Genomic DNA, 24,749 nt, shown 5'->3' on the forward strand with positions numbered 1-24,749 from the left:
ATCATGGCTTGGACGCGTAATCAAATGGCACAACGTGCCGCACAAGAACTTCAAGATGGTTTTTATGTCAATTTAGGCATTGGGTTACCAACATTGGTTGCCAATTATATTCCAGAAGATATCGATGTCTGGTTACAGTCTGAAAATGGCCTATTAGGCATTGGTGAATTTCCAACGGAACACACGGTTGATGCCGATTTAATTAATGCAGGAAAACAAACAGTTACAGCACGTAAAGGAGCTTCATTTTTTTCAAGCTCTGAATCGTTCGCCATGATCCGTGGTGGCAAAGTCAACATTGCCATTTTAGGTGCAATGGAAGTTTCTGAAACAGGTGACTTAGCCAACTGGATGATTCCAGGCAAAAAAGTCAAAGGTATGGGCGGTGCAATGGATTTAGTTGCGGGTGTGAAACATGTGGTTGTACTGATGGAACATTGCGCTAAAGACGGTTCACCCAAAATTCTAAAACACTGTGAATTACCACTCACTGGAAAAGCCGTCGTGAATCGAATCATTTCTGATTTAGGCGTATTGGATATCACTCCAGAAGGGATCAAACTAGTACAACTCGCTGATGGTGTTTCTTTTGAAGAAATACAACAAGCGACGGGCGTCAATATCATTCAATAATAAAATAAGTAATCCAAGGGCATAATCATGCATTGTGCCCTTGGATACGCACGTCAAAATTCAGCAGGATGTTGAATATTAATAAATTAATTTATAAATAAAATGGAATCTTATATATGGATAATTCTCAAAATATCTTACAAAAATTCGCAATCAAAGTCAGTGACTGGTCTGAAAAATGGTTTCCTGATTCTTATATTTTTGCGCTCTTGGGCGTTGTCATAGTTGCGATTGCGGCATTAAGTATCGGTGCACCAGTAAAAGATGTTGCTATTTCTTTTGGGGATGGCTTCTGGAGTCTCATCCCTTTTACATTACAGATGTGTATGCTCATTATTGTGGGCTATGTTGTTTCAGTGTCTAAACCCGTTGAAATACTCATTCAAAAAATGGCGACAATTCCAAATTCTGGACGCAGTGCAATTGTTTTAGTCACCACGGTCAGCCTCTGTTTTTCTTTAATTAATTGGGCCATCAGTACCGTGTTAACTGCTTTGTTAGTTCTCGCATTAGCTAAACGCAAAGAACTTAATATGGATTATCGTGCTGCGGCAGCCGCGAGTATTATTGGAATGGGCGCAACCTGGGCATTAGGAATTAGCTCTTCGGCTGCACAATTACAGGCAAATAAGGCCAGCTTACCTGAACCAATTTATAAATTAACCGGTGTTATTCCTTTTACTGAAACCATTTTTTTACCACAATCCATGATTATGACAGCGGTGCTCATTGTTGTCTCGATTACGATTGCATTTTTATCAGCGCCTAAAGGGAATAGTATTAAAACTATTGATGATTTTGCATTACATTTTGAAGAAGAAAAAAAGGAACTGCAAAGCAGTAAACGGCCTGGTGATTGGTTAGAAAACTCCCCTATTTTGAGTATCTTAATCGTCCTTTTAGGTGGGTTTTGGATGATGAATGAATTTACCAAAAGTAATCCAATTCTCGCAATTTCAAGTCTTAATACTTATAACTTTATTTTCTTAATGCTAGGTATTGCGTTACATGGCACCCCACGTAACTTTCTGAATGCTGTATCTAAAGCCGTTCCTGCAATTTCTGGTGTACTGATTCAATTCCCATTGTATGGCAGTATCGCCTTCATGATGACGCATGCTATGAATAGTCAGGATTTATCACTTTCGCACTATATTGCAGAATTTTTTGTGTCGATTGCTTCTAAAGAAACTTTTGCGATTGTCATGGGAATCTATTCAGCAATTTTAGGATTTTTTATTCCTTCTGGTGGTGGAAAATGGATTATTGAAGCACCTTATGTTATTCAAGCAGCACATGATTTGAAAGTCCATTTAGGATGGTCCGTTCAAATTTATAATGCGGCAGAAGCTTTACCGAATTTGATTAATCCATTTTTTATGTTACCGATGCTTGGAATTTTAAAATTAAAAGCAAAAGATGTCATTGGATTTACAGTGACTCAATTGGTTGTTCATTTTCCCTTAGTTTTATTCTTATTGTGGTTTTTAGGACGATCGCTTTCTTATACTGCTCCTGTTTTTTAAAATTTAGATTAATTTAAGGGGAAGTTTTGTTTTTGTGGAAATAAAATCTATTTTTGCTTAGGCTATTTTAAAGGCGCATTTTTGAATGATATACTTAATGTAGATGTTTCCACTTCAAAACTTCTTTCGAACATTACTTATGCATAGTATTTTTGATCATGAGATAATTTATTCTAGCCAAGCTTGATCTATGCTTTTTAATAAACGTTGATTGAGCTGTTGCTGAACCAGTTGCCAAGCCGTCATATCATGTTGATTTGGCTCACTTTACCCATCAGAAGCGCTTAAAAAGCGTTTAAAATTGTTTTGATAATGATAAACTGAGATATCCCCTGTAATATCCGCACCGACTAATTTACCTTTGCAAGCTTGAATTAAGTTATGTAAATGACCTTCTAAAAAATGCCCTTGATCCCAATTGGTCATTACCACTTGTTTCGACAAAACATCTTTATCAATTGATAAATAGATTGGAAATTGAGATTTAGATATTTCTGCTAAAAATGCCGTCATGAGTTTATTTGCGGTGTCAAAACCATGCCACATCGATTTAGCTCCAATATAACGAGTCCAAGTCGCACTCTGTTTTACACTCCAATAATGCACTTTGCCCTTTATTAATGGCGACCAATGATTTTCCCAAGCATGCTTAAAGCTAATATCAGTCGAACTTATGCCAATGACATCAATCCGTGCAATATGGGCTAACCGACTCGCCCAATAGACCCACGATCCACAATGAATCCCAAAGGGATAACGCATATTATCTGGATGGTTATCACAGACAATTAAATGAATTGGCTGATCTTGAGGCTGTCGTAATAAAAGCAATTGGGTAATATGATGATAATCCCCACTTCCCATACATACCGTACCTAAATTTTTACTTTCAGGTAATTGGTCAGTCAGATAATTTTCAAGCTGTTTAAACTGTTTCCAATTACAACCAAAACGAATGCTTTCCTGCCATGTTGATAGATCAATATCTAAAGCATTTTCAGACTTTTCTATAGAATCATCAAAGTTTAAAATGACATGACGACGTTTGGATTGTATCTTTATGATTTTATTTCCTGCATCTGCATCTGCATCTGCATCTGCATCTGCATGTGCCAATGCGTATCCGATTCAAAAAAATGCCGTAATTTACCCAGAACAAAACGTAAAATAGGTTGCCGAATCCAAACTAAATGCCGTGTAAATGTAAATTTAGCGCCCAATTGTGCTTTTACTTCAGGATCTGTCCAACCTGCAACATAAAACTTTAAGCCTTGTTGCTTGGCATAATCTAAATTGATAAACCAACTAATAAAATACAGATTATATTCAATTGCTAAGGGGTAATTTAAACCAATATATTTATCGATGAGTTTATCTTTATATTCATAGCAAATATTAAATCCAATGAGATTGTTTGCTTGCCAATATAAAAAAACGTGACTATTGCTTAGGCTATTTTGTAAGATATCATCAAAAAATGCGACCGTTAATAAGTCAAAATGAATATCGCTTTGCTGATAGACCGCTAAATAAAGTTGATAGAGTTGTTGCCTAAATACGGCATCTAAAAAACGTTGATGCCCTGTTGCGATTACCTCTATATGTAATTCAGCTAAACTTTTGAGTTTACGCTTTAAATTTTTACGGCGGCTTTTCGAGAGACGAGATAAATAATCTTCACGGTTTTCAAAATCAATAGGTACATATGCTAAGGCTTGCCCTTCTACAGATAAAAATCCCTGTCGTTCTGCTTTTTCGATCAGTTGTTGGCTATATATATTTTCTGATTTAGTTAATAACGGTGAGTTTAATGGCAAATCTTTAATAATCATTAAAGTCTGATTATGAGCCTGTTTCTTTAATTTTGTCGTGAGTTCAGTAACATTCATGTCGCTGGATAACGGTGTATATTCCGTGACGGTTGTACCAATAAAACAGGTCGATAAATGCAGCAATCTTCCCCAATATTGATAACCTAACGTCGACTCAATTTTTTGACGCAGTTCGCTATCTAAAGTCGTTAATAAATTAAAGTTGGTGATAAATGAAGGTAAAAAATCCGCAGTATTATTCACCTTAAACGTCACTGGTGAATGCTTTAAAAAAGCATCCACCAGTGATTGAGGTTCCAATTGATTAAAGTCAGTTTGCATACTTATTTATATCATTCAAAACTTACATTTCTCTTTTAGCACGATTTAGAACTTGATCTAAAAGCACCATAGCTTGATCTATTTCCGATCTCGAAATCTCCAATGATGGCGCAAATGTAATGACGTTTTTATAATAGCCACCAACATCCAAGACCAAACCACATCTTTGACCTTGATATTCCAAAGTACCCGACAAACCAATATCGACCATTTTGTCTAAAAGTTCTTTATTCGGCGTAAAACCATCCGTTTGACAAATTTCTGCACGTAATGCCAAACCTAAACCATCCACATCACCAATTTCAGGATGTCGTTTTTGTAACTCTTTCAATCCATCTAAGAAATAGGCACCACTTTCCATGATTTGCGTTTCATAATCTTTTTCAGCCAGCATTCTCATCACTTCTAAGCCTACTGCTGTTCCTAATGGATTTGAGGCAAAGGTAGAATGGGTTGACCCAACTGGGAATGTGACTGGGTTAATCATTTCTTCTTTTGCCCAAATACCAGCAAGTGGGTTTAAACCATTGGTGAGTGCTTTACCAAAGACCAGAACATCAGGAGTAATACTAAAATGCTCAAATGACCAGAGTTTACCCGTTCGGTAAAAGCCCATTTGGATTTCATCTACTACCAAAAGAATACCGTGTTCATCCAGCACTTTTTTCAATTCAGGATAAAAATTCATCGGTGGAATAACGTAACCACCTGTTCCTTGAATGGTTTCAATATAAAATGCAGCAAACTCACTTTCACGAACTTTCGGATCCCAAACACCGTGATATTCATTTTCAAATAAACGCTTGAATTCTGCTACCAATTTCACAGCATATTCTTCAGGTGTCATACCTTTAGGACGGCGGAATGGATATGGGAATGGAATGAACTGTGCACGCTCACCAAAGTGGCCATAACGACGGCGATAACGATAGCTCGAAGTAATTGAAGAAGCACCTAAGGTACGACCATGATAGCCACCTTCAAATGCAAACATTCGGCTTTTACCATGGGTGAAATTACGTACCAATTTTAAGGAATCTTCAATTGATTGTGAACCACCGACATTAAAATGGATACGTCCTTGTACCCCTGTTTTTTTCAACATATCTTCAGCAATGACTTTACTGAGTTCAATTTTCGTCGGATGTAAATATTGGCTTGCCACTTGTGGCAGTGTATTAATTTGTTCAATTAATTTTTGATCTAAACGTGGGTTTTTATACCCAAAGTTCACTGCTGAATACCACATTTGTAAATCTAGATATGGCGTATCTTGATCATCATAAAGATAACTACCTTGGCAATTGGTAAAAATATTCGGTGGATTTACATAATGTACCGTATCACCATAAGAACAGTATTTAGCCTCATCTGCTAAAAGTTGAGCTTCATCGAGTTTGCCTGGTTTAGCAAAATTCAGTAACACAGATTGATCTTCTGCAAGTTGATAATTTCGATTCATGTAAGAGCCTTTTGATTTATTTCAGTTTTTTCATTTTTATGACAAATACTGAGTTGGAGTAAATTAAATAAAATCGTGTTTGGTACTGCTAAAACTTGTAATTAAAACCAATCGCTGGTGATATCTCCACTTTGGTCAAAAATACTGGCGCCAGTTGCCTTGCCCACTGTTTCATTTTTAAATATCTGTAAAAAGAATACATTTAATGAAGCAGAACCTTATGGCATAAAAAATAAGACCTTACGTGCTCGTATTATCACAGCCATGAACAGCGGTGATAGTACCGAAGCAGGCTTACCTGGAAATCCATGGCATTCTTTGTATCAACTACAACGTCTTTCCCGTAACGTCAGGAAGAATTTATATAAAATCACAGTTCCAAGTGTGTCATTTCATGCCTTTGAGGATGATATCGCACACCGTCGTAATAGCCAGTTGGTTTATGATCGGGTCTCTGGAGCTAAACAATTAATTTGGCTATACAACAGTTATCACATGATCACAATTGATAATGATCGAAAGCAAGTTATTGATACATCTTTAAACTTTATTCGACAGGCTCAGCAAAGCTCTTGCGGAACAAAAAGCATTGAGAATTTAATTGAGCAAATTTTAGAACATGAAATAGGTCATTTAGTATGAGCCCGATTGTCATTGGTATCTGGCTGCTGACCATTTGTATTGATACCTTTGGACAATTAGCATTTAAAGCTGCCGCCTCAGAAAATACAGAACATGATGGCTGGGCTCATTGGAGAAAAATGGCAAGCCGTCCTTGGCTATGGCTTGGAATTTGCTGCTATATTTTTGAATTTGTAGTGTGGCTCGCATTCTTGTCACTGGTTCCACTGTCAGATGGTGTGATGTTAGGTAGTATTAATATCGTTGTTATTATGCTTGCAGGTCGTTTATTTTTTAAAGAAAAGTTAACTAAAAACCGTCTGATTGGCGTTGTTCTCATTACCCTAGGCGTCACCATTGTCGGAATTGGCACATGAAATATTTCTATATCATCGGCTTTGGTCTATTGATGTGCTTTGATACGTTGGCGCAGATCAGTTTTAAATATGCATCTATCCATGCATTACCCCTGACGTTTGATTTGTCATGGTTAACACGCATATTTAGTCATCCTTGGATTTACGGCGCATTTATTGGCTATATTGGTGCATTCTTTACATGGATGAGTCTACTCAAGCATGCACCTGTAGGCCCTGCTTTTGCAGCATCTCATTTAGAGTTGGTCAGTGTTACATTACTGTCAGTTTGGTTGTTTAACGAACCACTCACTTTCATCAAAATAATTGGTGCTCTTTTTATTTTAATTGGTGTCCTATTTTTAGCAAAAGATGAGTCTGAACATGAGCTCTCATTTAGCATAGACCAAAAGCTATGAGTATGCGTACAGAGTTACCACCAACGGATGGATTGCCTCTCTATTTCAAAGACCTGATTCCATTTAGAAAAAGACTGGATTTATCCCAATCCCTTGCAAAACTATTGCAAATCCCTCCACCAATATTAACTTGTTCTGGTACTGTGGCTTTAATCATCGCGTTAAAAACCTTACACAGTCAACAACTTAACCGTACACAAATCATTCTTCCAGCATGGACCTGTCCATTGGTTGCCTTGGCTGTTGAGAAAATAGGATTCGTTCCTGTTTTATGTGATTTAGCCCCGCATAGCCTTGACCTTGATTTACAACACCTCAAACAAATCGCCAATTCATCCACACTCGCTATTATTGCTACGCACTATGCAGGCTTAGTCTGTGATGTAACTGCAATCCAATATATCGCTAAGCAATACGATATCTATATTATTGAAGATGCAGCCCAAGCCATGGGCAGTAAAAATGGAGCAGAAAGTGTTGGTTTAGTCGGTGATATTGGCTTTTTTAGTCTGGCATTTGGCAAAGGCCTTACCAGTGCAGAAGGTGGTGTGCTATTTAGTCACAATGCCGAATTACATCGACAATTGCAGGAGCATACACAGATACTTCCCACCTTATATACGTTAGAAATAAAACGCTGTTTGGAGCTGATTGGATATTATCTCTTCTATAAACCATCAACCCTAAATTTAATTTACGGTAACGCCTTACGTAAAGCCTTAGAACAACAAGATGAAATTGTAGCTGTCGGAGATGACTTTGATCAAAACAGTATTCCAATGCACCAATTCGGTCAATGGCGCAGTCATGTTGCTGCATCTGCCACTACACGCTTAGCCTTACATTGGCAGGCTGCACATCAACAGGCTATGCAAAGAATCCAGCGTTTAAAACAGCTTCCTCATCTATATATTTTTGAAGAAAAATCTAAAACCACAGCCACGTATCCTTTTCTAATCTTATTGGTTGATGAGGCTCAACTGTGCCAAAATATTTTAAATGAATTATGGTCAAGTGGCTTAGGCGTGAATAAGCTTTTTGTCCGAGCAATTAATCAATATCCAACTTTACAGCATATTTCAGCAAATACTCCTCATGCAATCGACTTTGCGGCTCGAAGCTTTACCATTAGTAATTCAGCATGGTTAAATGATCAATATTTTGAAAAAATTTATTGTATTTTAGAGCGACATTTAACTCAAAGCTAAAGATCTTTAAGCGGATCATGCCTTACGATTGAAATCGATAATGACAGTCAGGCCATGGCCATTTTTAGATTCTAAGTTAAATTGATATCCATATTGTTGTAATAAGATTTGGCATAAAGCAAGCCCTAAACCATGACCATTTTCTAAAGCAGTTTTACGCCAAAAACGCTTACCGGCAAGTTCTAACTCAGTTGGACTCAATCCAACGCCAAAATCTTGAATGAATAATTGATTATTTTGCATATAAATCGCAATTTTTAGATCAGTTTGAGCGTGCTTCAAACTATTTTCAATAATATTGGTCAGCACCATAGCTAAAGCATAATACGACATTCTAATCGCTGTAAATGAATTCCAATCTATATCTAAGCGTCTTTCAATATCAGGCTCAATAGACTTGAGTTGATCAATCACATCATTTAAAAGTACCTTTAAATCAATTATTTCAGCACTTATACGCTGTTGTTGTTCGGATTGACTCAAAATTAAGAGTTGTTCTAATAAATTCTGATAACGACTAATGCTTTGCTCCGCATCGAATAATATATCCACCAGATCAGAATGCTCACTTTGCTCTGCAATCATTTTACTAAGTTGTACATTGGTTTTAATGGCAGTTAATGGACTACGTAACTCATGTGCTGCATATGCACTAAAGCTCTTTTCATTTTCTAAACTTTCATATAAACGTGACACCAATTCCAATATATTTTCAATAAAAGGTTGAATTTCTTTGGGAATCGTATCTAAATCAAATTCTGATAAATTTTCTAAAATATTATTGGGCTGATTCTTATCATGGATTAATAAACCTGTAATTTTTTCAATCGGACGAAATTCCACTTTAATGATCCATAAAATTAAAGTGATACATAAAATAAGAGTTAAAAGTAATGGATATAAAATTGATTTTAAAATTTCAGTGAGTAAGGAATCTCGAAGCTGTACCTTTTCTGCAGAAACAACTTGAAGTTGCCCTTTCTTGAATACATAACTACGCCATTCAACGCCATGTTCTTTCCACGTACTAAATCCAACTTCACGATTCACCAACCCTATAGGTGCGCCATTGGTTCGAGCAACAACTTTTTGATTAATGACAACATCTGAACTAAAAAAAGAAACTTCACATGCAATTAAATTTTGTTGATTCAACTCATCAACCAATGGCTTAGCCGTTTGAATTAATTGCTGTGCAGGAAATTGGCTTAAAAGACGAGCGACTGTATGTGCAGAAGCGGAAAGCCGTTCATCTAAGGTTTCATTCATCTTTTTTTCTAAATTTAAATATAACCATGCAAATGCCACAATCCATACTGCAACAAAAGTACATGCAATGCTTAAAACAAGCCGTGATTTCAAACTATAATTTTTCATGAATAATATTTAATTTATTGTGTTTAAAACAGATGCTTCGACATGAAATAGATAGCCAATCCCTCGTACTGTACGAATATACTCTGCTCCAATTTTCTGACGTAAATGAAAGATATGTACATTGAGTGCATTACTTTCAATATTGTCCTGAAAACCATAAACTTTATCGAGTAATACTTCATTACGAAGTACTTGATTGGGTTGCAGCATAAAAATTTCTAATATTGCAAATTCACGGCGTGATACGACCAATTCAAGACCTTTAAAGATGACCTTTTGAGTAGCTTTATCTAAAACTAAATCGCCAATAATGATTAAATTAGAAGCATAACCACGATGCCGCCGTCCTAATGCATGAATACGTGCAATTAACTCATCTAATTCAAAAGGCTTAGCAAGGTAGTCATCCGCACCTAAATTTAAAGCTTCCACACAGTGCTGTGTTTGATTCCGTGCAGTCAAAACCAATACAGGAACACCAATGTTTTGTTCACGCCAACTCTTGAGTAGATCTAAACCATCTTGGTCAGGCAAACCTAAATCGAGCAAGCATAAATCTACGGCTGAATTTTTAACAAAATAATCAGCATCTTTTGCAGAACTCACATGCTCTATAGAAAAGTTAAGATGCTGCAATGCTAAGCGAATACTTTTCGCAATATATGGATCATCTTCAACCAATAAAACAAACATAAGATTTTCCTCTTAGCCAATTATCTTACAAAGAAAAACAACAGTTAATGTTTTCTTAATCTATTTCTATGGATAATAATAGGTAATAAAATATTTATTTGGGATGATAAAGTTGCGAGCCTTTTTAAGCTTATGCTTTTTTTCACTATTCACCTTAAGTTCGCTCACTTTTGCGAATGAGGATTTCTTACCCCCAGATCAAGCATTTAAATTTTCTGCTGAATCCATTTCAGAAAAACAAGCACAATTAAAATGGACAATTGCACCACACTATTATTTATATCATGACCAATTCAAAGTCAGTGTAAATAATACTCCTCTAAAATTATCCTTACCCAAAGGGCATCAAAAGAATGATCCAACTTTTGGTCTAACTGAAGTACATTACAATCAAGTTTTAACTCAAATTAATGTTCAACCCAACACAAATTATCAAGTCGTGTGGCAAGGGTGCGCGGAAGATGGTTTGTGTTACCCTTTACAGCGTAAAACAATTCAAACTGATGCCAATGGTTTATTGCCGCAAAGCTCTCTTTCAAGCACAAACTTATTAGAAAATAACAATAAAAATCAATTCAACACGGATTCATCGCAACAAAATTTAATAAATCCAAAACCTCAAACCACATTAACACCACAACCTAAAGATAAAATTGCTTCTATAGATAAGGAAAATACCGAAAAATTAGTACCATCCAATACACAATCTACAGCGCAAAATGACTCGAAAGATGAAATCGCTAGTTCCGAAGTTACAACAGTAGGAAGTAATGACAAAGCAATTGATTCAAATACTCTACTAGAAAGAAACACACAAAATAGCACTACAACGTCATTACAATGGAATGATGATCAATCTTTTTTCAAACTTTTATCCAAAGATTCGATCTTTCTTAATCTCATCGTTTTCTTCGGATTAGGCATTCTTTTGGCCTTTTTACCTTGCTCGTTACCTCTAATCCCTATTCTTTCAGGCATTATTATTCAGCGTACAAAAGGTTATAAAGCGGTCATCATTGCACTCAGTTTTGTGATCAGTATGGCGTTGGTTTATAGCCTAATGGGAATAGTCGTTGCTGAAATTGGTTATAGTTTCCAGCGTTGGTTCCAAAATCCAATTGTGATTTCGTTATTTGCCCTTTTATTTATTGTATTTGCACTCAATCTTTTTGGATTATTTCAACTTTCAATGCCACAAGCGTTAATGCAAAAATTAAACCACCTGCAAGACAAACAAAAAGGTGGAACACTGTTGGGTGCGATTATTATGGGTGCTTTATCTGCCCTTATTGTCGGGCCCTGCATGAGTGCACCACTCGCAGGTGCATTACTTTTTGTATCTCAATCACATAATGCTGTATTGGGCGGTTTATACCTATTTGTCCTTGGTTTAGGTATAGGCTTACCCTTATTTATGACCAGTGTATTTGGTTCAAAATTCTTACCTAAACCTGGTATTTGGATGGATCGTCTTAAAGTTTGCTTTGGCTTTATGATGCTGATGATGGCAGTCTACTTTATTAGACCCATGATTCCATCCATGCTCTATTCAATATTATTAGCCATTCTCAGTATTGCTCTTGCAATTTATCTCTTCAAAATACGTCGAGATACGATTAAAACAGCGCATAAATGGATAATTACTTTAGTTAGCCTTGTATTCTTATTCGCAGGATTCTGGAATATTCAACAAAACATTACGGCTTATCAAGTACAGCACTCTCAAACTGAACATCTAAGCTGGACTAACGTCAGTACCGCGGAACAATTAAATCAAGCGCTAGTACAAGCTAAACAACTGAACCAACCGATTATCATTGATGTTTATGCGGACTGGTGTGTCGCATGTCAGCCCTTGGAAAAAGAAGTCTTTCCTCGAACGGATGTTCAAAATGCGTTACAGGGTTTCACTTTAATCAAATTAAATTTAACTGAATATCATCCTTCACAAGATATTATTTTAAAAGAACGTGAAATTTTAGGCCCGCCAACCATGCTGTTCCTAAACTCCAATGCACAAGAAATACGTCCGCTTCGTTTTACGGGTACGTTCTCTGCCACACAGCTTATTCAACAATTGAATAAAGTAGCACCGTGAAATGTTGACTCCACAAGCGATTCATTTAGGACCAATCATGCTGCCGTGGGAATTCATCATTCCCATCTGTAGTTTGCTAATAACGCTACTCGTTGCAAATCAATTCAAACAAAAGTATCAAGTGACGACTGAACAATGGAACCTATTTAAAGATTTTATTTGGACAGCGATATTCATAGGACTCATTTTTGCAAGAATTGGCTTTGTATTGCTTAATTATGAAGCCTATTTCCAACATCCGATTGATATACTTAAAATTCAAGATAAAGGTTTCAATCTTTATATTGCTCTAGTTGTAGGCTCGCTTTGGATTATTTTAAAAAATAAAAGACTGCGAAAGCTGTTTTTAACACTCATTTTTAGTTTATTGATAATCTTGAATAGCATTGGATTCGGTCTCTTAGATCGGGTTCAACAGCAATATCAACAATTCCCTCAAATTGAATTACTCGATTTACAACACAATTCAGTCAACCTAAAGCAATATTCCGGAAAACTGACCGTCATTAATTTATGGGCAAGTTGGTGTCCGCCTTGCCATCGTGAAATGCCAGTTTTGAATCAAGCTCAAAAACAATATTCAGATGTGCAATTTGTCTTTGTCAATCAAGGTGAAGATACTGAAACCATTCAGAATTATTTGAAAAAAAACCAGCTTCAATTGCAACATGTTCTGCTTGATCCACAAGGCTTAACCGCACAATCTACAGGCATGTATGGTCTGCCGAGTACTTTATTTTTTGATGCACAAGGCAAATTAATAGAAACTCATATGGGTGAAATTAGTCATGCAGTTCTAGCGCAAAAAATTCAGAAATTAGTTTCACAATAAGGAGTAACAATCATGTTCACTTTGAAATCACTTAGCATTTGTACATTCGGTTTATTATTTAGTAGTGCTATTTTAGCCAATACAAACACCATTCAAACCAAGCTCGAAAAAGAAGGCTATACTTTTGTAAAACAAATTCCAGCACCAACGGGTTTAATCGGTTGGACTGGATATAAAGATGAATATCCATCAACTGTATTTATTTCCCAAGATCAAAAATATTATATTGTTGGCGATTTAATGGATCAAAATGGTAAAAACCTCACTGAAGAAGCAATTAACACACATGCTAAAGGTGCGGTTTTAGATGAAATTTGGAAAAGTTTAGAAAAATCGACATGGATTCAAGATGGTTCACCACAGGCACCTAAAATTATCTATGTATTTAATGATGCCAACTGTCCTTATTGTCATACCTTTTGGAAACAAGCTCGTCCATGGGTAGACTCGGGTAAAGTGCAATTACGTCATATTATGGTGGGAGTGATTCGTCCGAGCAGTAAAGGACAAGCTGCGACTATTTTAAGTACTACAAATCCAGCGGAAACTTTCAAAAAGTATAATTTAGCGGAAGGTAAATCTAAAATTCAGGACATGCCCAATATACCTAAAGCGATATCTGACAAGTTAGATGAAAATGCCAAAATGATGGATAAATATGGCTTCTATGCAACACCTGCTCTTGTTTGGAAAAATGCAAAAGGTGAAATTGAAAGCCAACAAGGTGCACCAAAGGATTTGAAGAAAATCTTTGATTAATGGGTGTCAATTTATAATATGGTGAGCTGATAGCTCACCATATTTTTTATAGTTTATTTTATATTTCAAGATCATATTATTTACATCATAATCATTAGAAATAATTCAAAGGTAACTTTAAATACCGAATACCATTTACTTCAGCTTCAGGTAATTTTCCAGCATTCATGTTAATTTGAATTGCAGGTAAAATCAGTTTCGGCATAGACAATGTCGCATCACGTTGCTCACGCATTTTAATAAATTCTGCTTTTTCTATACCTACATGTACATGAATATTCAATTCTTTTTGTGATTTTATATCTGTTTGATATGTATATTCATGCCGTGATATCGGCAAATAGTCATGGCATAAAAACATACGCATATGATCAGAAAGCTCATATAAACGCTGAATAGAATCAAATAATTGCGATGCGCTTCCTTTTGGAAAATCACAACGCGCTGTCCCATAATCTGGCATAAATAAAGTATCGCCTACAAATACAGCATCACCAATGACATAACTTAAACAGGCTGGAGTATGTCCTGGTGTGGGAATGTTGTAGGCATCTAATTCACCAATCATAAAATGCTCATGATCTTGAAACAGATAATCGAAGGGTTGCTGTGAATTAAAATACTTTATATCTAAATTATAGATGGTACTAAAAATCTCTTGTACAGCAGCAATTTTTGCACTGATGGCAATTGTGCCACCTAACTGCAATTTTAAATATTGAGAAGCCGTGAGATGATCTGCATGCACATGTGTTTCAAGAATCCATTGCACAGATAATTGATGAGCTTTTACATATTCAATGATCCGATCAGCATGGATGGTAGTCATCTTCGCTGACGCAGCATCATAATTGAGTACACTATCAATAATCGCACACTGCTGAGTTGTTGTATCTGTTACTACATAGCTAAATGTATTGCTATTTTCATCAAAAAATTCTTTGACTAATGGATAGTTATTACCAACTGTAGTATTCATATTATGCCCCAATGAATTTACGATGGATCAATACACCCGCCAACATTGCAACAATAAAATAGACAGCATCATAATGCCCTAAACCAATCAGTGTAAAACTAGGCGCTGGACAAATACCAGCAATGCCCCAACCAATTCCAAAAATAAAAGCACCTGAAAGTAAAGTTTTATCCCATTGATGATTCTGAGGCAGCTCAATTACTTCATTAAATAGTGTAACTGGTCTTCTCTTGGCCAATTGGAAAGGAATAAATGCCACCATAATTGCACCGACCATAACAAATGCAAGACTAGGATCCCAATGACCAAAAATATCTAAAAAGCCAATTACTTTTGCAGGATTAGCCATTCCAGAAAGCATGAGCCCAACTGAAAATATTGCGCCAAAAATAAATGCGAATATATTTTTCATTAGAAAGCTCCAATAATATGACGCATGATAAATACGGTAATAAAGCCCGCTAACATAAATATACTGGTTGCAATCATTGAACGTTTAGAGAGACGGCTTATGCCACAAATTCCATGTCCACTGGTACAGCCCGAACCTAAACGTGTACCAAATCCAACCAATAAGCCTGAAACAATCAGCATAAATGGACTTGAAGTCATGGCAATATCTGGTTTTATAAATATCCCATATATAAATGGCATAATGAATAAACCCAACAAAAACCAAAATGCTGGCGCTTTAAAAATATTATGAGGACTTAATACTTGTGCAATTAACCCACTCACCCCTGCAATACGTCCATTCACAAATAAGTATCCAACGACTGCACTGCCTAAAAGTAATCCACCTAAGAATGCTATTAGAAAATCGTGCATATTTCCAGCCTCAATCAATATATGTTTTTATAATATATTATTATATTAATTATTTAAACTAAAGCTTTGTAAGTAATTATTGCTTGAATTCATGCACTAGCTTTAATGGACTAAGTAATTGTTTTTAATATTTATATAATTTATTCATAATTATTAACGCTTCAAAATTTTCATAAGATGATCATAATAGCGATGATTCTGCTCGTTCTACGGTTCAATTTCACTTTATCAAGAATGTAAAACATAGACTTGTATTGGTTAAACCTTTATGCATAATAAATTAGAGCAATCACTCTAATTATAAAAATATAGGAACACATACCATGATAGGATCTCGAGAATGGATGAATAGCAGTCACGGATCATTAACCATCAAAGAAAAAATCAAACTCATCAATAAAGTATTCATACCTGCAAGTCTTGCTTTTAGTAAAACATTTTTTCCACAAACACCATCAGATACCTCTTTAGAATTAAGTGAGTTCATTATTCCAGATACCACTATTGTTAAAGACGCAATTTTAGAATTAGACAATTGTGGTTCACCCAGCATTATTCATCATTCATGGCGCAGCTATTTTTGGGGTGCAGCTATAGCCAAATGTAAAACATGGCATATAGATCATGAAAGCTTGCTCATCGCCAGTCTTATTCATGATTTAGCTTTAGTTGATGATAATCTGAATCGTCAGCAACAATGTAAATGCTTTACTTATGCCAGTGCCTTACACGCTGAAGCTTTATGTAAAAAACATAATTATCCTCAAGATAAAACGGAGAATATTTCCAATGCCATTTGCTTACATATGAATGGTTATCTGGATGAAAGTGATCCAAATTTGAGTAAAGAAGTTCTCATCTTACAAAAAGCCACGGCGTGTGATGTTATTGGAACAGATCTAGCTCTGTTAAGAACACGTTATCGTAATGAAGTCTTGACAAAATATCCGAGAGAAGATTTTAATGCTGAAATGCAGAAACTGATAAAAAAAGAAGCACAGCATAATCCTAAGTCACGTACTGCACTGATGTATTCATCTGGCTTATCCATGATGATTCAAATGAATGTATTTAAAGAATAAAATGGAAATAATTCATGAACGAAAACTTTTTTCAAAGAAACCTTCATTTTTATCAAAGTGATGCCATTGCTGTCGATATTTATCATCAGCCTGATAATAAAACCAATATTATTCTTCTACCTGCTTTAGGGGTTGCCATTGATAAATATGACGCACTAATTCAAGCACTCATTCAGCAAAATTTCAATGTTATCACCGCAGATTACCCTGGTTGTGGGCGTAATACCCCCACTGTTTCAGCTGAATTTGATTATGGTTATGCAGATTTACTGGGTTATTTCATTCCACAACTCGTTCAAATATCTAAAGATCTAATAAATCAAAAACCCATCATTTTAGGGCATAGTTTAGGTGGGCATTTGGCGACATTGTATGCGCAATATGAAGATGTTGATGTCATTGGCATAGCGACAGGAAATATTGGATTTCTAAATTGGAATTTAAAAGGTAAGTTTAATATATTAAAAGCGGTGATTACCTTTAATGCCATGATTTTAAAAGATGGTTTTTTAGCAGGCTATAAAATTGGCTTTGGCAATAAAGAAGCCAAAACTTTAATGCAGGATTGGTCTAAAACAGTGCTAACTGGGCACTATAGACACATCATTGCAGATGAAACGATCTCTGAAAATTCAGCTTTATTTATTCAATTCAAAAATGATGATTTTGCTCCATTCACCTCTACCCTTGCTTTAAGCCGTTATTTTAAACATCCTCAAATTGAAATTTTAGATTTAACAGCACTAACCAAAGGCAATCAGCATAGTGCATGGATTAAACAACCTAAACAAGTCGTTGCACGCATACAAGAATGGATTACTAACCAATCGCAGTAGAGATTTTTACTAAGATAAACTCATTAAATTTAAGGATCATAATCGATCAATGATTTCTTCAAGCACTTCGCCGTCCTTAAAATACCATCGTTTCTGATGGGTTGAAATAAAACTGCCTATAAATATAGGTGCACGATCAATAGGCGATTTGACTTTAAAATAGCCTTGTTCTATTGCCCAGTCATAACTCCCTTGATTTAATGGATATTCCGTTAAAACACCACTGAGATAATTTTTTTGAATCCAAGTATTTGCTAAGCTAAATGAAGAAAATACGGCTGAAGAAAAGCATGACCGATCAAAGTTAAAAATAAAAACCTTCTCTGAAGAATGATGCATGCTGATCACCATAGCTTTTCATTATTTTTATTAAATTTTACCCCATCTCAATATTACATCAACTTAATTATTGTGTGACTTTGGTCACATTTTTTAATTTAAGTAGCGCATAGTTTTTGCCATTCCAATTTGTAGAGATCATCAGATTAATAGTTCATATTCTTGAATAAGAATTGGAATATTGACCGTTATAGAATGATTATGATGAATGCCTAATTCAAAGAGAAATAAAAATACAAAAAATCGAAATCGCCCAATTATTCTCTTTAGGGAAGTTTCAGAATATTCTTCGATATTTTGCATCCATAGAATGTACTTTTTCTATACATGGCATTAATAAAACATCGGATACGGTGATTATTCAAGGACACGCTATTTTTCGATCCAATAACACTGAAAATCATATATCCGTGTGTGATATTTATCAATTTAATAGATATGGAAAAATCTCACAAATTACATCGTATTGCATCCCAATTAAAACTGCATAATAATTGGACTTGACTGTATACAGATTACTTTCGACATGATCTATATCGCCTTAGCAATTATTAGCATTATTTCAGGCATGATTAGCGGTGTCGTCGGAACAGGATCATCTATAATTTTATTACCCATTTTAGCGTATATTTTTGGAGCGAAACTAGCAGTACCGATTATGGCGATTGCAGCAATTATGAGTAATATTTCAAGAGTGATACTCTGGCATAAAGAATTAAATATAAAAGCTTTTTTACTCTTTATTAGTTTAGGTTTACCTGCCACAGTTTTAGGCGCAAACACCTTGTGGCGAATGCCAGTCACATTAACCAATATTTGTATTGGTCTATTTTTCCTATGTTTAATTCCAATTCGACATTGGGCTAAAAACAAACAATTAAAATTAACAGCATGGCAAATGGTTTATTCAGGGGCATTTTTAGGATTTTTAACAGGCGTCGTCTTTTCCACTGGTCCACTTTTACTACCCGTTTTTAGTGGTTTTGGCTTAACCAAAGGTGCTTTACTTGCCACAGAAGCCGCAGCTTCATTTTTAATCTACCTCACGAAAAGTGCGACCTTTGGAGCATTAGGTGTATTACAACCAGCCATATTAATAGCAGGTTTTTTAGTCGGAAGTGGTTTGATGCTTGGAAATTATATAGGCAAAGTTTTTGTCTTAAAGATGTCCGATCAGACTTTTAATATTTTACTCGATACCATGTTATTCATTGCAGGGCTTTCTATGCTCTGGGAAGCATATATTCGATAATCACAATTAAATAGAGGAAATAGTCGCTATATAAAAACGTCAAAAAAAACATATAAATGATTTTATTTTAACACTTTAAATTATTTTATAATGCTTAGCTTTACAAGAGTTATCAAATCACCACATAAAAACTTAATATCACAAAACTCCACAAACTCACAGCTTCTGTAATTTCAATACTTGCACCTATGGTATCCCCAGTAATTCCACCGATTCTTTGAATAAATTTATGCCGTAAATACATCAAAGTCATTATAAAGGTCAAAGCTGTCAATATTCCGACCCAACTAAAATATGCAGTCATAATCAAACACAGTGCCAAAATGAATATTGACCATTGTTTAGAAATAAATTCTGCTATGGAAGAACCTAAGCCATTTCCGCGAATATACGGTGTTGTAAGGAATAAGAATAACGGCGATAAACGACCTAAAACGGGAAATAATAATAAAGCTGCATAGAGTTGTTTTTCTAATAACACATAAATGGCAGACCATTTCATCAGACAAAGAATAATTAAACTTAAAACCCCAATTGGACCACATGCAGGGTCTTTCATAATGGTTAAAGTACGTTCTTTATCACCAAAACCACCGACCCATGCATCTGCAGTATCAGCTAAGCCATCTAAATGTAAACCACCAGTCAGCCAGATCCAAAGTATCAGAATAATACTCGACAATAAAACAACAGGTAAAATCTGTAGTAATGTTGCTACAGTACATAGGATCAAACCAATCATTAATCCAACCACTGGATAAAACAATAATGACTGTCCATTCTGCTGTTTACTTGGCATAGCCTTAAGCTGGATGGGAAATGTCGTGAGAAATTGTAAGGCAATCAAAAATGGAGTCATATTTTACTCTCACCACTATTATCCATGAGTAACAGAATGGAAGAGTTTTTATCTATTTCAAATGAATTCAATTGTCCTAACTCAGCAGACATTTTTAAGAGATCATCCAAAGGCTGATTCAGCGCCAAACATTTTAAGAGTTTGATCACACCACCGTGTGTAACCACTAGAGCATGTTGCCAATTATTTTTGAGCATAAGCCTTTGAATATTTTGTGAAGCTTGTAAAACTCGATCATGAAAAACGAGCATTGTTTCAGCATTGGGTGGGCTAAATTGAGTAGGTTGTTGCCAAAACTGAGCCAATACTTCAGGTTCTTTCGCATAAATTTCCTGAATCGAAATCCCTTCCCAATCACCAAAATGCATTTCTTGTAAATTCTGATCTTGAAATAAAGGGCGTTGTAATTGCTCCGCTATATTTTCAGCAAACAACCGACAACGTTTTAACGGCGAGCTAAAAATTACGTCCCAGTGTTGCGCATGGCTTAAGGATTGATCTATGGTCAAATCAATGGTCTGGCACATTTGAGACCAACCCCGTTCAGTTAACTCATCATCAGTTGAACCTCGTAAGGTATGCCCTAGCGTTGTTTCACCATGACGTAATACATCAATCCTAAGCACAATATGTCCCTAATTTTTATGAGTTCAAAATTACACTTTTTCGCCAATCACAGCTGCTTCAGCAAATGTTGCCATATTATTGTGTAAGCTGCATGCCAGTTTAATCAAACCTAAAGATGCACCTGCACCACTACCTTCACCTAAACGTAAATTGAGTTTTAGTAATGGAGTAGCATGCAGTTCAGCTAATATCCGTTGATGTCCATATTCAGCAGATTGATGTCCAAATAGCATCCATTGACGTACTTCAGGGTTTAAACGTACAGCGACTAAAGCCGATACTGAACTGATAAATCCATCGATCACCATCGCTAAACCAAGTTGAGCACAGCGGATATAAGCCCCTGTCATTGCCGCAATTTCCAAGCCACCTACGGCACAAAGCGCTTTAAAAGCATCATTTTCAACATAGTTTTTATGCAATGCTAAAGCTTGATCAATGATATTTTTTTTATGAATCAATTGTTCTTCACGAATACCTGTACCGATGCCTGTTAATTTTTCAGCAGGTTCATTTAATAAGAAGCATGCAATTGCGGAAGCTGAGCAAGTATTGCCAATGCCCATTTCACCAGCGACATAAATCGATGCGCCATTTTCCAGAGCTTTTTCTACACTCTCACACCCCAAATTCATGGCTTGAATACATTGTTCTTCAGTCATCGCGACTTGTTTAGAAAAGTTTGCAGTCCCTTGTGCGATACAATGCTGCTCTACGCCAGCATAGTCATACACATCACCAACCGAGCCGCAATCAATAACTTGTAAAGTCGCATGATATTCTTTAGCAATGACTGCAATACAAGCGCCACCTGAAGCAAAGTTTTGCAACATCTGACGAGTAACTGCCTGAGGATATGCAGAAATATTTTCATCCATCACGCCATGATCACCTGCAAAAATGGTAATCCATGGTTTATCAATATTAGGACGAGGGTTATCTTGTAAACTTGCCAACAAAATAGCGATATTTTCTAATTCAGATAATGATCCTGTCGGCTTAGTCAGTTGTAATTGACGCTCAGTAGCCAACTGTCTGGCAGACTCACTCGGTTGTTTACATGTATCTAACCACCAATTCATCATTTATCTCCTTTTAAAATCATTGGAAATCCTGCAACACAAAACATAACTTTATCGGCAATCTGGCCAAGCTGTTGATGTAATCGCCCTGCTTCATCTACAAATTTTCGGCTAATTTCACCCATTGGCACAACACCTAAACCTGTTTCATTACTCACCAGAATAACCTGAGACTGAAGTTGAGCTAATGTTTGTAATAACTTTTGACATTCTTGCATCTGTAATTCTGCATTTTCATGCATGAGTAAATTACTCATCCATAAGGTTAAACAATCAATTAAAATACATTGATTCGTTTGATCAATTTGTAATAATCGATCTGCCAGATATATAGGTTCTTCCAACACATGCCAATGACTCGGTCTTTGTTGTTGATGCTGAGCAATACGATTCTGCATTTCCTCATCCCAAGCCTGTGCCGTGGCAATATAGATCACATTCAATGCAGAATCTTGAGCGATTTGTTCTGCTAAACGGCTTTTGCCTGAACGTGCTCCACCTAGAATTAATTGCAACATGACGTTATATAACTCACCTGAATTTTACGAATTAAAATTTTGATAAATAAAATTGTTGATGGGGATAAAGTGGCCCTTGCAACTCCTTCGCTTTATAACAGCCAAAACTTAAATGGTCGACTGAAATATCAAAACTTTGCTGTTGAAGTGATGCAATTTTTGCAAAAATTGCATCACTGTTGAATGCTGAATGATAAAGTCCAAGAGTGATGTGAGGAGAATAGTTTAATGGTGCAATTTCATTTTGGGATTTTGATAATAAATTTCTAATTTTACTTAGGCTATTATGATGATCCAAAACTTCTACAAATAATGCACTATCAAAACTATTGATCTTGCCTACTGTTAATTGAAAAGATTGAATATTTTCTTGAACTAATAGCTGTAATTGTTGTTTAAATTGTTCATTTGAAAAATCATCATTCAGTATGGGAGCCTGATCAGTTAAAAAACCACAAATAAACAATGTGATATGAAATTGTCGTGTATTCGGTTGAAATAAAAACGCTGAAAAGTCTACTCTCAGTTGATTGAGATAAATTAATAATTCAGGTTGATGAATTTCTAAATACCAGACCGCATAGTCCTGTCGTCCACGATGCCATTCAGGATAATCATGTCTTTGCGTGGGAATAACACATTGTGAGGATTTTAGAAACACATCAAAGTCACAGAAAATAGATTAGAATATTTAAACATGGATTCTTATATTTTGTTGAACTGATTGAATTAGAACGACTCATATCAAGCTGAATTTAATTCATCTTTTCTAAATATACATTTAACTCAGTTATATCATTATCATAAAGCCAAGTTATGCAGTCATATTTGCTAGAATTTCATAATTTTTGAGTAATTATTCTGCCAACACATTATTCCATTACATAACCCTACAAAGTATATGTAACAGCGTATAGATATATTACACGTATGTACTAGAATATAGATCGTTGAGATAATAATGAATGGAAATATTTAGTATATGTTATTTATAGCAAAGAGTAAGAGACAAGCAAAATTCAGTATTTTTATTTTAGCTATGGCGTTAACTAGCTATTCGAGTGCGAATGAAATAAGTGAGAATAAGAAAAATATTGAGACTACGATTAATCAGTCATTTAAACCACTTATGAAAAAATATGGTGTGTTAGGAATGGCAGTAGGTGTTATTTATAATGGGGAAAATCACGAACAATACTACGGTATTCAATCTAATATCGACAGTAAAGCAGTTGATAAACAGACTATCTTTGAATTAGGTTCTGTCAGTAAACTTTTTACTGCAACAGCAGGTGCTTATGCCGAAAGCAAAGGTAAACTCTCATTCCAAGATCATCCAGGTCAATATTGGCCTGCGTTACAAAAATCAGAAATTAACAAGATCAGTTTGCTGGAATTAGCAACTTATACTAGCGGTAACTTACCATTACAATTTCCAGATAATGTAAAGACAGATCAGCAAATTTTACAATATTTCCAAAATTGGCATATCAAAAATCCCCCTGGTCAATATCGTCAATATTCAAATCCAAGTATAGGTCTCTTTGGTGAGCTTACCGCCAGATCGATGAAAGTCCCTTTTACTTCATTATTAGAACAGGTGATTTTTCCGAAATTTAACTTGAAACAGACGTATGTCAATATTCCTAAACAACAACAGAAACATTATGCTTTTGGTTACGATCAGATGAATAATCCTATTCGAGTGACCCCTGGCCCTTTAGATGCTCAAGCATATGGTGTTAAATCTACACTTCCAGATATGCTGACGTTTTTAAATGCCAATTTAAATCCAGAAAAAGCTAATTCTGATCTTAAAAAAGCGATTTTAGCAACACATAAGGGGTATTATAAGCTTGGAAACATGACACAAGCACTGGGCTGGGAGGTTTTTTCTTATCCGACAAGCTTAGAGATTTTACAAGAAAGTAATTCTGAAAAAATTGTTATGCAATCCAATTATGTTGAAAGAAATACCACTCAAATTAAGTCGAAAGTATTTCATAAAACGGGTTCTACTAATGGCTTCGGCAGCTATGTGATCTTTATTCCTGAAGCAAAATTCGGATTGGTCATGTTGATGAATAAAAAAATACCAAATCAAGAGCGAATAAAGGCAGCGTATGAAGTCTTTAATCAACTAAATAATAAGTGATTTTTTAAATTTAATTGATACAGTTTGTACGCTATAAATCATGCTGTATCTACAA

At 35.5% G+C, this 24,749-nt stretch carries 25 protein-coding genes and 2 pseudogenes; 13 read left to right on the plus strand and 14 right to left on the minus strand.

Features of this window, described 5'->3' with window-relative positions; genetic code table 11:
* The first annotated feature begins 3 nt into the window (after positions 1-3).
* On the plus strand, positions 4-633 hold the full coding sequence (locus tag B9T28_RS03215) for a 3-oxoacid CoA-transferase subunit B (RefSeq protein WP_086202491.1): 630 nt from the start codon (positions 4-6) through the stop codon (positions 631-633).
* Between the two features lie 116 nt (positions 634-749).
* Positions 750-2,159: a short-chain fatty acid transporter gene (locus B9T28_RS03220; protein WP_086202492.1), complete on the plus strand. Its 1,410-nt coding sequence runs from the start codon at positions 750-752 to the stop codon at positions 2,157-2,159.
* A 168-nt stretch (positions 2,160-2,327) separates the two neighbouring features.
* Here the strand turns inward: B9T28_RS03220 and B9T28_RS03225 are convergent.
* The 3 genes and pseudogenes from B9T28_RS03225 to B9T28_RS03235 all read right to left on the minus strand — a co-directional run bounded on the left by B9T28_RS03225 (position 2,328) and on the right by B9T28_RS03235 (position 5,774).
* Positions 2,328-3,221, minus strand: a pseudogene (locus B9T28_RS03225) (arginase family protein).
* Positions 3,218-4,312, minus strand: a complete 1,095-nt coding sequence (locus B9T28_RS03230) for a peptidogalycan biosysnthesis protein (RefSeq protein WP_171263428.1) — start codon at positions 4,310-4,312, stop codon at positions 3,218-3,220. The pseudogene B9T28_RS03225 and the gene B9T28_RS03230 overlap by 4 nt, the downstream one beginning before the upstream one ends.
* A 22-nt stretch (positions 4,313-4,334) precedes the next feature.
* Positions 4,335-5,774 (minus strand): aspartate aminotransferase family protein, encoded by a 1,440-nt coding sequence (locus B9T28_RS03235; RefSeq protein ID WP_252053421.1) that lies wholly within the window; start codon positions 5,772-5,774, stop codon positions 4,335-4,337.
* A 126-nt stretch (positions 5,775-5,900) separates the two neighbouring features.
* On the opposite strand from B9T28_RS03235, the pseudogene B9T28_RS03240 reads away from it, so the two are divergent.
* From B9T28_RS03240 to B9T28_RS03255, 4 genes and pseudogenes are all read left to right on the plus strand, one after another.
* Positions 5,901-6,416 (plus strand): annotated as a pseudogene (locus tag B9T28_RS03240) (alpha/beta hydrolase); the annotation flags it as partial.
* A complete protein-coding gene (locus B9T28_RS03245) occupies positions 6,413-6,772 on the plus strand; it encodes an EamA family transporter (protein ID WP_086202494.1) in 360 nt (119 codons plus the stop codon). The pseudogene B9T28_RS03240 and the gene B9T28_RS03245, both read left to right, overlap by 4 nt.
* Positions 6,769-7,170 (plus strand): DMT family transporter, encoded by a 402-nt coding sequence (locus B9T28_RS03250; RefSeq protein WP_086202495.1) that lies wholly within the window; start codon positions 6,769-6,771, stop codon positions 7,168-7,170. Before B9T28_RS03245 ends, B9T28_RS03250 begins: the two co-directional genes overlap by 4 nt.
* Entirely contained in the window at positions 7,167-8,378 is a 1,212-nt protein-coding gene (locus B9T28_RS03255) for a DegT/DnrJ/EryC1/StrS family aminotransferase (protein WP_252053424.1), read from the plus strand. The genes B9T28_RS03250 and B9T28_RS03255 overlap by 4 nt, the downstream gene beginning before the upstream one ends.
* Before the next feature lie 15 nt (positions 8,379-8,393).
* Here the strand turns inward: B9T28_RS03255 and B9T28_RS03260 are convergent, their stop codons facing one another.
* Together B9T28_RS03260 and B9T28_RS03265 are read right to left on the minus strand one after the other, a co-directional pair.
* A complete protein-coding gene (locus B9T28_RS03260) occupies positions 8,394-9,755 on the minus strand; it encodes a sensor histidine kinase (RefSeq protein ID WP_086202497.1) in 1,362 nt (453 codons plus the stop codon).
* A gap of 9 nt (positions 9,756-9,764) precedes the next feature.
* On the minus strand, positions 9,765-10,448 hold the full coding sequence (locus B9T28_RS03265) for a response regulator (protein WP_086202498.1): 684 nt from the start codon (positions 10,446-10,448) through the stop codon (positions 9,765-9,767).
* A 103-nt stretch (positions 10,449-10,551) separates the two neighbouring features.
* Here B9T28_RS03265 and dsbD point away from each other — a divergent pair, with 103 nt between their 5' ends.
* From dsbD to dsbG, 3 genes are read left to right on the plus strand one after another with little or no spacing between them, the layout of a single operon-like run.
* Positions 10,552-12,546, plus strand: a complete 1,995-nt coding sequence (gene dsbD / locus B9T28_RS03270; RefSeq protein WP_171263429.1) for a protein-disulfide reductase DsbD — start codon at positions 10,552-10,554, stop codon at positions 12,544-12,546.
* A 1-nt stretch (position 12,547) separates the two neighbouring features.
* Complete coding sequence (locus tag B9T28_RS03275; protein WP_086202500.1) at positions 12,548-13,378, plus strand: TlpA disulfide reductase family protein; 831 nt, start codon at positions 12,548-12,550, stop codon at positions 13,376-13,378.
* Between the two features lie 12 nt (positions 13,379-13,390).
* The gene (dsbG, locus tag B9T28_RS03280) at positions 13,391-14,137 is read left to right on the plus strand and encodes a thiol:disulfide interchange protein DsbG (protein ID WP_086202501.1); all 747 of its coding nucleotides are present in this window, start codon (positions 13,391-13,393) and stop codon (positions 14,135-14,137) included.
* A 94-nt stretch (positions 14,138-14,231) separates the two neighbouring features.
* On the opposite strand, the gene B9T28_RS03285 is transcribed toward dsbG, so the two are convergent.
* Genes B9T28_RS03285 through B9T28_RS03295 form a run of 3 tightly spaced genes read right to left on the minus strand, consistent with a single transcriptional unit; the run spans position 14,232 to position 15,944 of the window.
* The gene (locus B9T28_RS03285) at positions 14,232-15,116 is read right to left on the minus strand and encodes an MBL fold metallo-hydrolase (RefSeq protein WP_086202502.1); all 885 of its coding nucleotides are present in this window, start codon (positions 15,114-15,116) and stop codon (positions 14,232-14,234) included.
* Between the two features lies 1 nt (position 15,117).
* Positions 15,118-15,528: a DUF6691 family protein gene (locus B9T28_RS03290; RefSeq protein ID WP_086202503.1), complete on the minus strand. Its 411-nt coding sequence runs from the start codon at positions 15,526-15,528 to the stop codon at positions 15,118-15,120.
* Entirely contained in the window at positions 15,528-15,944 is a 417-nt protein-coding gene (locus B9T28_RS03295) for a YeeE/YedE family protein (protein WP_086202504.1), read from the minus strand. The genes B9T28_RS03290 and B9T28_RS03295 overlap by 1 nt, the downstream gene beginning before the upstream one ends.
* Positions 15,945-16,267: 323 nt before the next feature.
* On the opposite strand from B9T28_RS03295, the gene B9T28_RS03300 reads away from it, so the two are divergent.
* Both B9T28_RS03300 and B9T28_RS03305 read left to right on the plus strand, forming a co-directional pair.
* Positions 16,268-17,026 (plus strand): HD domain-containing protein, encoded by a 759-nt coding sequence (locus B9T28_RS03300; RefSeq protein WP_086202505.1) that lies wholly within the window; start codon positions 16,268-16,270, stop codon positions 17,024-17,026.
* A gap of 14 nt (positions 17,027-17,040) precedes the next feature.
* Complete coding sequence (locus B9T28_RS03305; RefSeq protein WP_086202506.1) at positions 17,041-17,862, plus strand: alpha/beta fold hydrolase; 822 nt, start codon at positions 17,041-17,043, stop codon at positions 17,860-17,862.
* Positions 17,863-17,898: 36 nt separating this feature from the next.
* On the opposite strand, the gene B9T28_RS03310 is transcribed toward B9T28_RS03305, so the two are convergent.
* Complete coding sequence (locus B9T28_RS03310; RefSeq protein WP_086202572.1) at positions 17,899-18,201, minus strand: DUF7710 domain-containing protein; 303 nt, start codon at positions 18,199-18,201, stop codon at positions 17,899-17,901.
* 526 nt (positions 18,202-18,727) lie between these two features.
* Between B9T28_RS03310 and B9T28_RS03315 the strand changes: the two genes are divergently transcribed.
* Positions 18,728-19,453: a sulfite exporter TauE/SafE family protein gene (locus B9T28_RS03315; RefSeq protein ID WP_086202507.1), complete on the plus strand. Its 726-nt coding sequence runs from the start codon at positions 18,728-18,730 to the stop codon at positions 19,451-19,453.
* A 112-nt stretch (positions 19,454-19,565) separates the two neighbouring features.
* Here the strand turns inward: B9T28_RS03315 and B9T28_RS03320 are convergent, their stop codons facing one another.
* The 5 genes from B9T28_RS03320 to B9T28_RS03340 are packed head-to-tail and all read right to left on the minus strand — an operon-like array spanning position 19,566 to position 23,200.
* Positions 19,566-20,312, minus strand: a complete 747-nt coding sequence (locus tag B9T28_RS03320) for an adenosylcobinamide-GDP ribazoletransferase (protein ID WP_086202508.1) — start codon at positions 20,310-20,312, stop codon at positions 19,566-19,568.
* A complete protein-coding gene (locus B9T28_RS03325; RefSeq protein ID WP_086202509.1) occupies positions 20,309-20,941 on the minus strand; it encodes a histidine phosphatase family protein in 633 nt (210 codons plus the stop codon). Before B9T28_RS03325 ends, B9T28_RS03320 begins: the two co-directional genes overlap by 4 nt.
* Positions 20,942-20,968: 27 nt before the next feature.
* Complete coding sequence (gene cobT, locus B9T28_RS03330) at positions 20,969-22,021, minus strand: nicotinate-nucleotide--dimethylbenzimidazole phosphoribosyltransferase (protein ID WP_086202510.1); 1,053 nt, start codon at positions 22,019-22,021, stop codon at positions 20,969-20,971.
* Positions 22,021-22,539 carry a bifunctional adenosylcobinamide kinase/adenosylcobinamide-phosphate guanylyltransferase gene (gene cobU / locus B9T28_RS03335; protein ID WP_086202511.1) on the minus strand — a complete coding sequence of 173 codons (519 nt, stop codon included), beginning with the start codon at positions 22,537-22,539 and terminating at the stop codon, positions 22,021-22,023. The genes cobT and cobU overlap by 1 nt, the downstream gene beginning before the upstream one ends.
* Before the next feature lie 31 nt (positions 22,540-22,570).
* Complete coding sequence (locus B9T28_RS03340) at positions 22,571-23,200, minus strand: 2'-5' RNA ligase family protein (protein WP_086202512.1); 630 nt, start codon at positions 23,198-23,200, stop codon at positions 22,571-22,573.
* A gap of 321 nt (positions 23,201-23,521) precedes the next feature.
* Here B9T28_RS03340 and ampC point away from each other — a divergent pair, with 321 nt between their 5' ends.
* The gene (ampC, locus tag B9T28_RS03345) at positions 23,522-24,694 is read left to right on the plus strand and encodes a class C beta-lactamase (RefSeq protein ID WP_086202513.1); all 1,173 of its coding nucleotides are present in this window, start codon (positions 23,522-23,524) and stop codon (positions 24,692-24,694) included.
* Positions 24,695-24,749: the final 55 nt, after the last annotated feature.

This window comes from Acinetobacter silvestris, assembly GCF_002135235.1.
Lineage (GTDB): Bacteria > Pseudomonadota > Gammaproteobacteria > Pseudomonadales > Moraxellaceae > Acinetobacter > Acinetobacter silvestris.

Coding starts and splice junctions, on each gene's coding strand:
- B9T28_RS03285 (WP_086202502.1), bottom strand. CDS start 15,116: ATGAATACTACAGTTGGTAATAACTATCCATTAGTCAAAGAATTTTTT.
- B9T28_RS03250 (WP_086202495.1), top strand. CDS start 6,769: ATGAAATATTTCTATATCATCGGCTTTGGTCTATTGATGTGCTTTGAT.
- B9T28_RS03310 (WP_086202572.1), bottom strand. CDS start 18,201: ATGCATCATTCTTCAGAGAAGGTTTTTATTTTTAACTTTGATCGGTCA.
- B9T28_RS03245 (WP_086202494.1), top strand. CDS start 6,413: ATGAGCCCGATTGTCATTGGTATCTGGCTGCTGACCATTTGTATTGAT.
- ampC (WP_086202513.1), top strand. CDS start 23,522: ATGTTATTTATAGCAAAGAGTAAGAGACAAGCAAAATTCAGTATTTTT.
- B9T28_RS03215 (WP_086202491.1), top strand. CDS start 4: ATGGCTTGGACGCGTAATCAAATGGCACAACGTGCCGCACAAGAACTT.
- cobT (WP_086202510.1), bottom strand. CDS start 22,021: ATGAATTGGTGGTTAGATACATGTAAACAACCGAGTGAGTCTGCCAGA.
- B9T28_RS03255 (WP_252053424.1), top strand. CDS start 7,167: ATGAGTATGCGTACAGAGTTACCACCAACGGATGGATTGCCTCTCTAT.
- B9T28_RS03230 (WP_171263428.1), bottom strand. CDS start 4,312: ATGCAAACTGACTTTAATCAATTGGAACCTCAATCACTGGTGGATGCT.
- B9T28_RS03300 (WP_086202505.1), top strand. CDS start 16,268: ATGATAGGATCTCGAGAATGGATGAATAGCAGTCACGGATCATTAACC.
- cobU (WP_086202511.1), bottom strand. CDS start 22,539: ATGTTGCAATTAATTCTAGGTGGAGCACGTTCAGGCAAAAGCCGTTTA.
- dsbD (WP_171263429.1), top strand. CDS start 10,552: ATGATAAAGTTGCGAGCCTTTTTAAGCTTATGCTTTTTTTCACTATTC.
- dsbG (WP_086202501.1), top strand. CDS start 13,391: ATGTTCACTTTGAAATCACTTAGCATTTGTACATTCGGTTTATTATTT.
- B9T28_RS03235 (WP_252053421.1), bottom strand. CDS start 5,774: ATGAATCGAAATTATCAACTTGCAGAAGATCAATCTGTGTTACTGAAT.
- B9T28_RS03260 (WP_086202497.1), bottom strand. CDS start 9,755: ATGAAAAATTATAGTTTGAAATCACGGCTTGTTTTAAGCATTGCATGT.
- B9T28_RS03220 (WP_086202492.1), top strand. CDS start 750: ATGGATAATTCTCAAAATATCTTACAAAAATTCGCAATCAAAGTCAGT.
- B9T28_RS03295 (WP_086202504.1), bottom strand. CDS start 15,944: ATGCACGATTTTCTAATAGCATTCTTAGGTGGATTACTTTTAGGCAGT.
- B9T28_RS03265 (WP_086202498.1), bottom strand. CDS start 10,448: ATGTTTGTTTTATTGGTTGAAGATGATCCATATATTGCGAAAAGTATT.
- B9T28_RS03275 (WP_086202500.1), top strand. CDS start 12,548: ATGTTGACTCCACAAGCGATTCATTTAGGACCAATCATGCTGCCGTGG.
- B9T28_RS03290 (WP_086202503.1), bottom strand. CDS start 15,528: ATGAAAAATATATTCGCATTTATTTTTGGCGCAATATTTTCAGTTGGG.
- B9T28_RS03305 (WP_086202506.1), top strand. CDS start 17,041: ATGAACGAAAACTTTTTTCAAAGAAACCTTCATTTTTATCAAAGTGAT.
- B9T28_RS03320 (WP_086202508.1), bottom strand. CDS start 20,312: ATGACTCCATTTTTGATTGCCTTACAATTTCTCACGACATTTCCCATC.
- B9T28_RS03315 (WP_086202507.1), top strand. CDS start 18,728: ATGATCTATATCGCCTTAGCAATTATTAGCATTATTTCAGGCATGATT.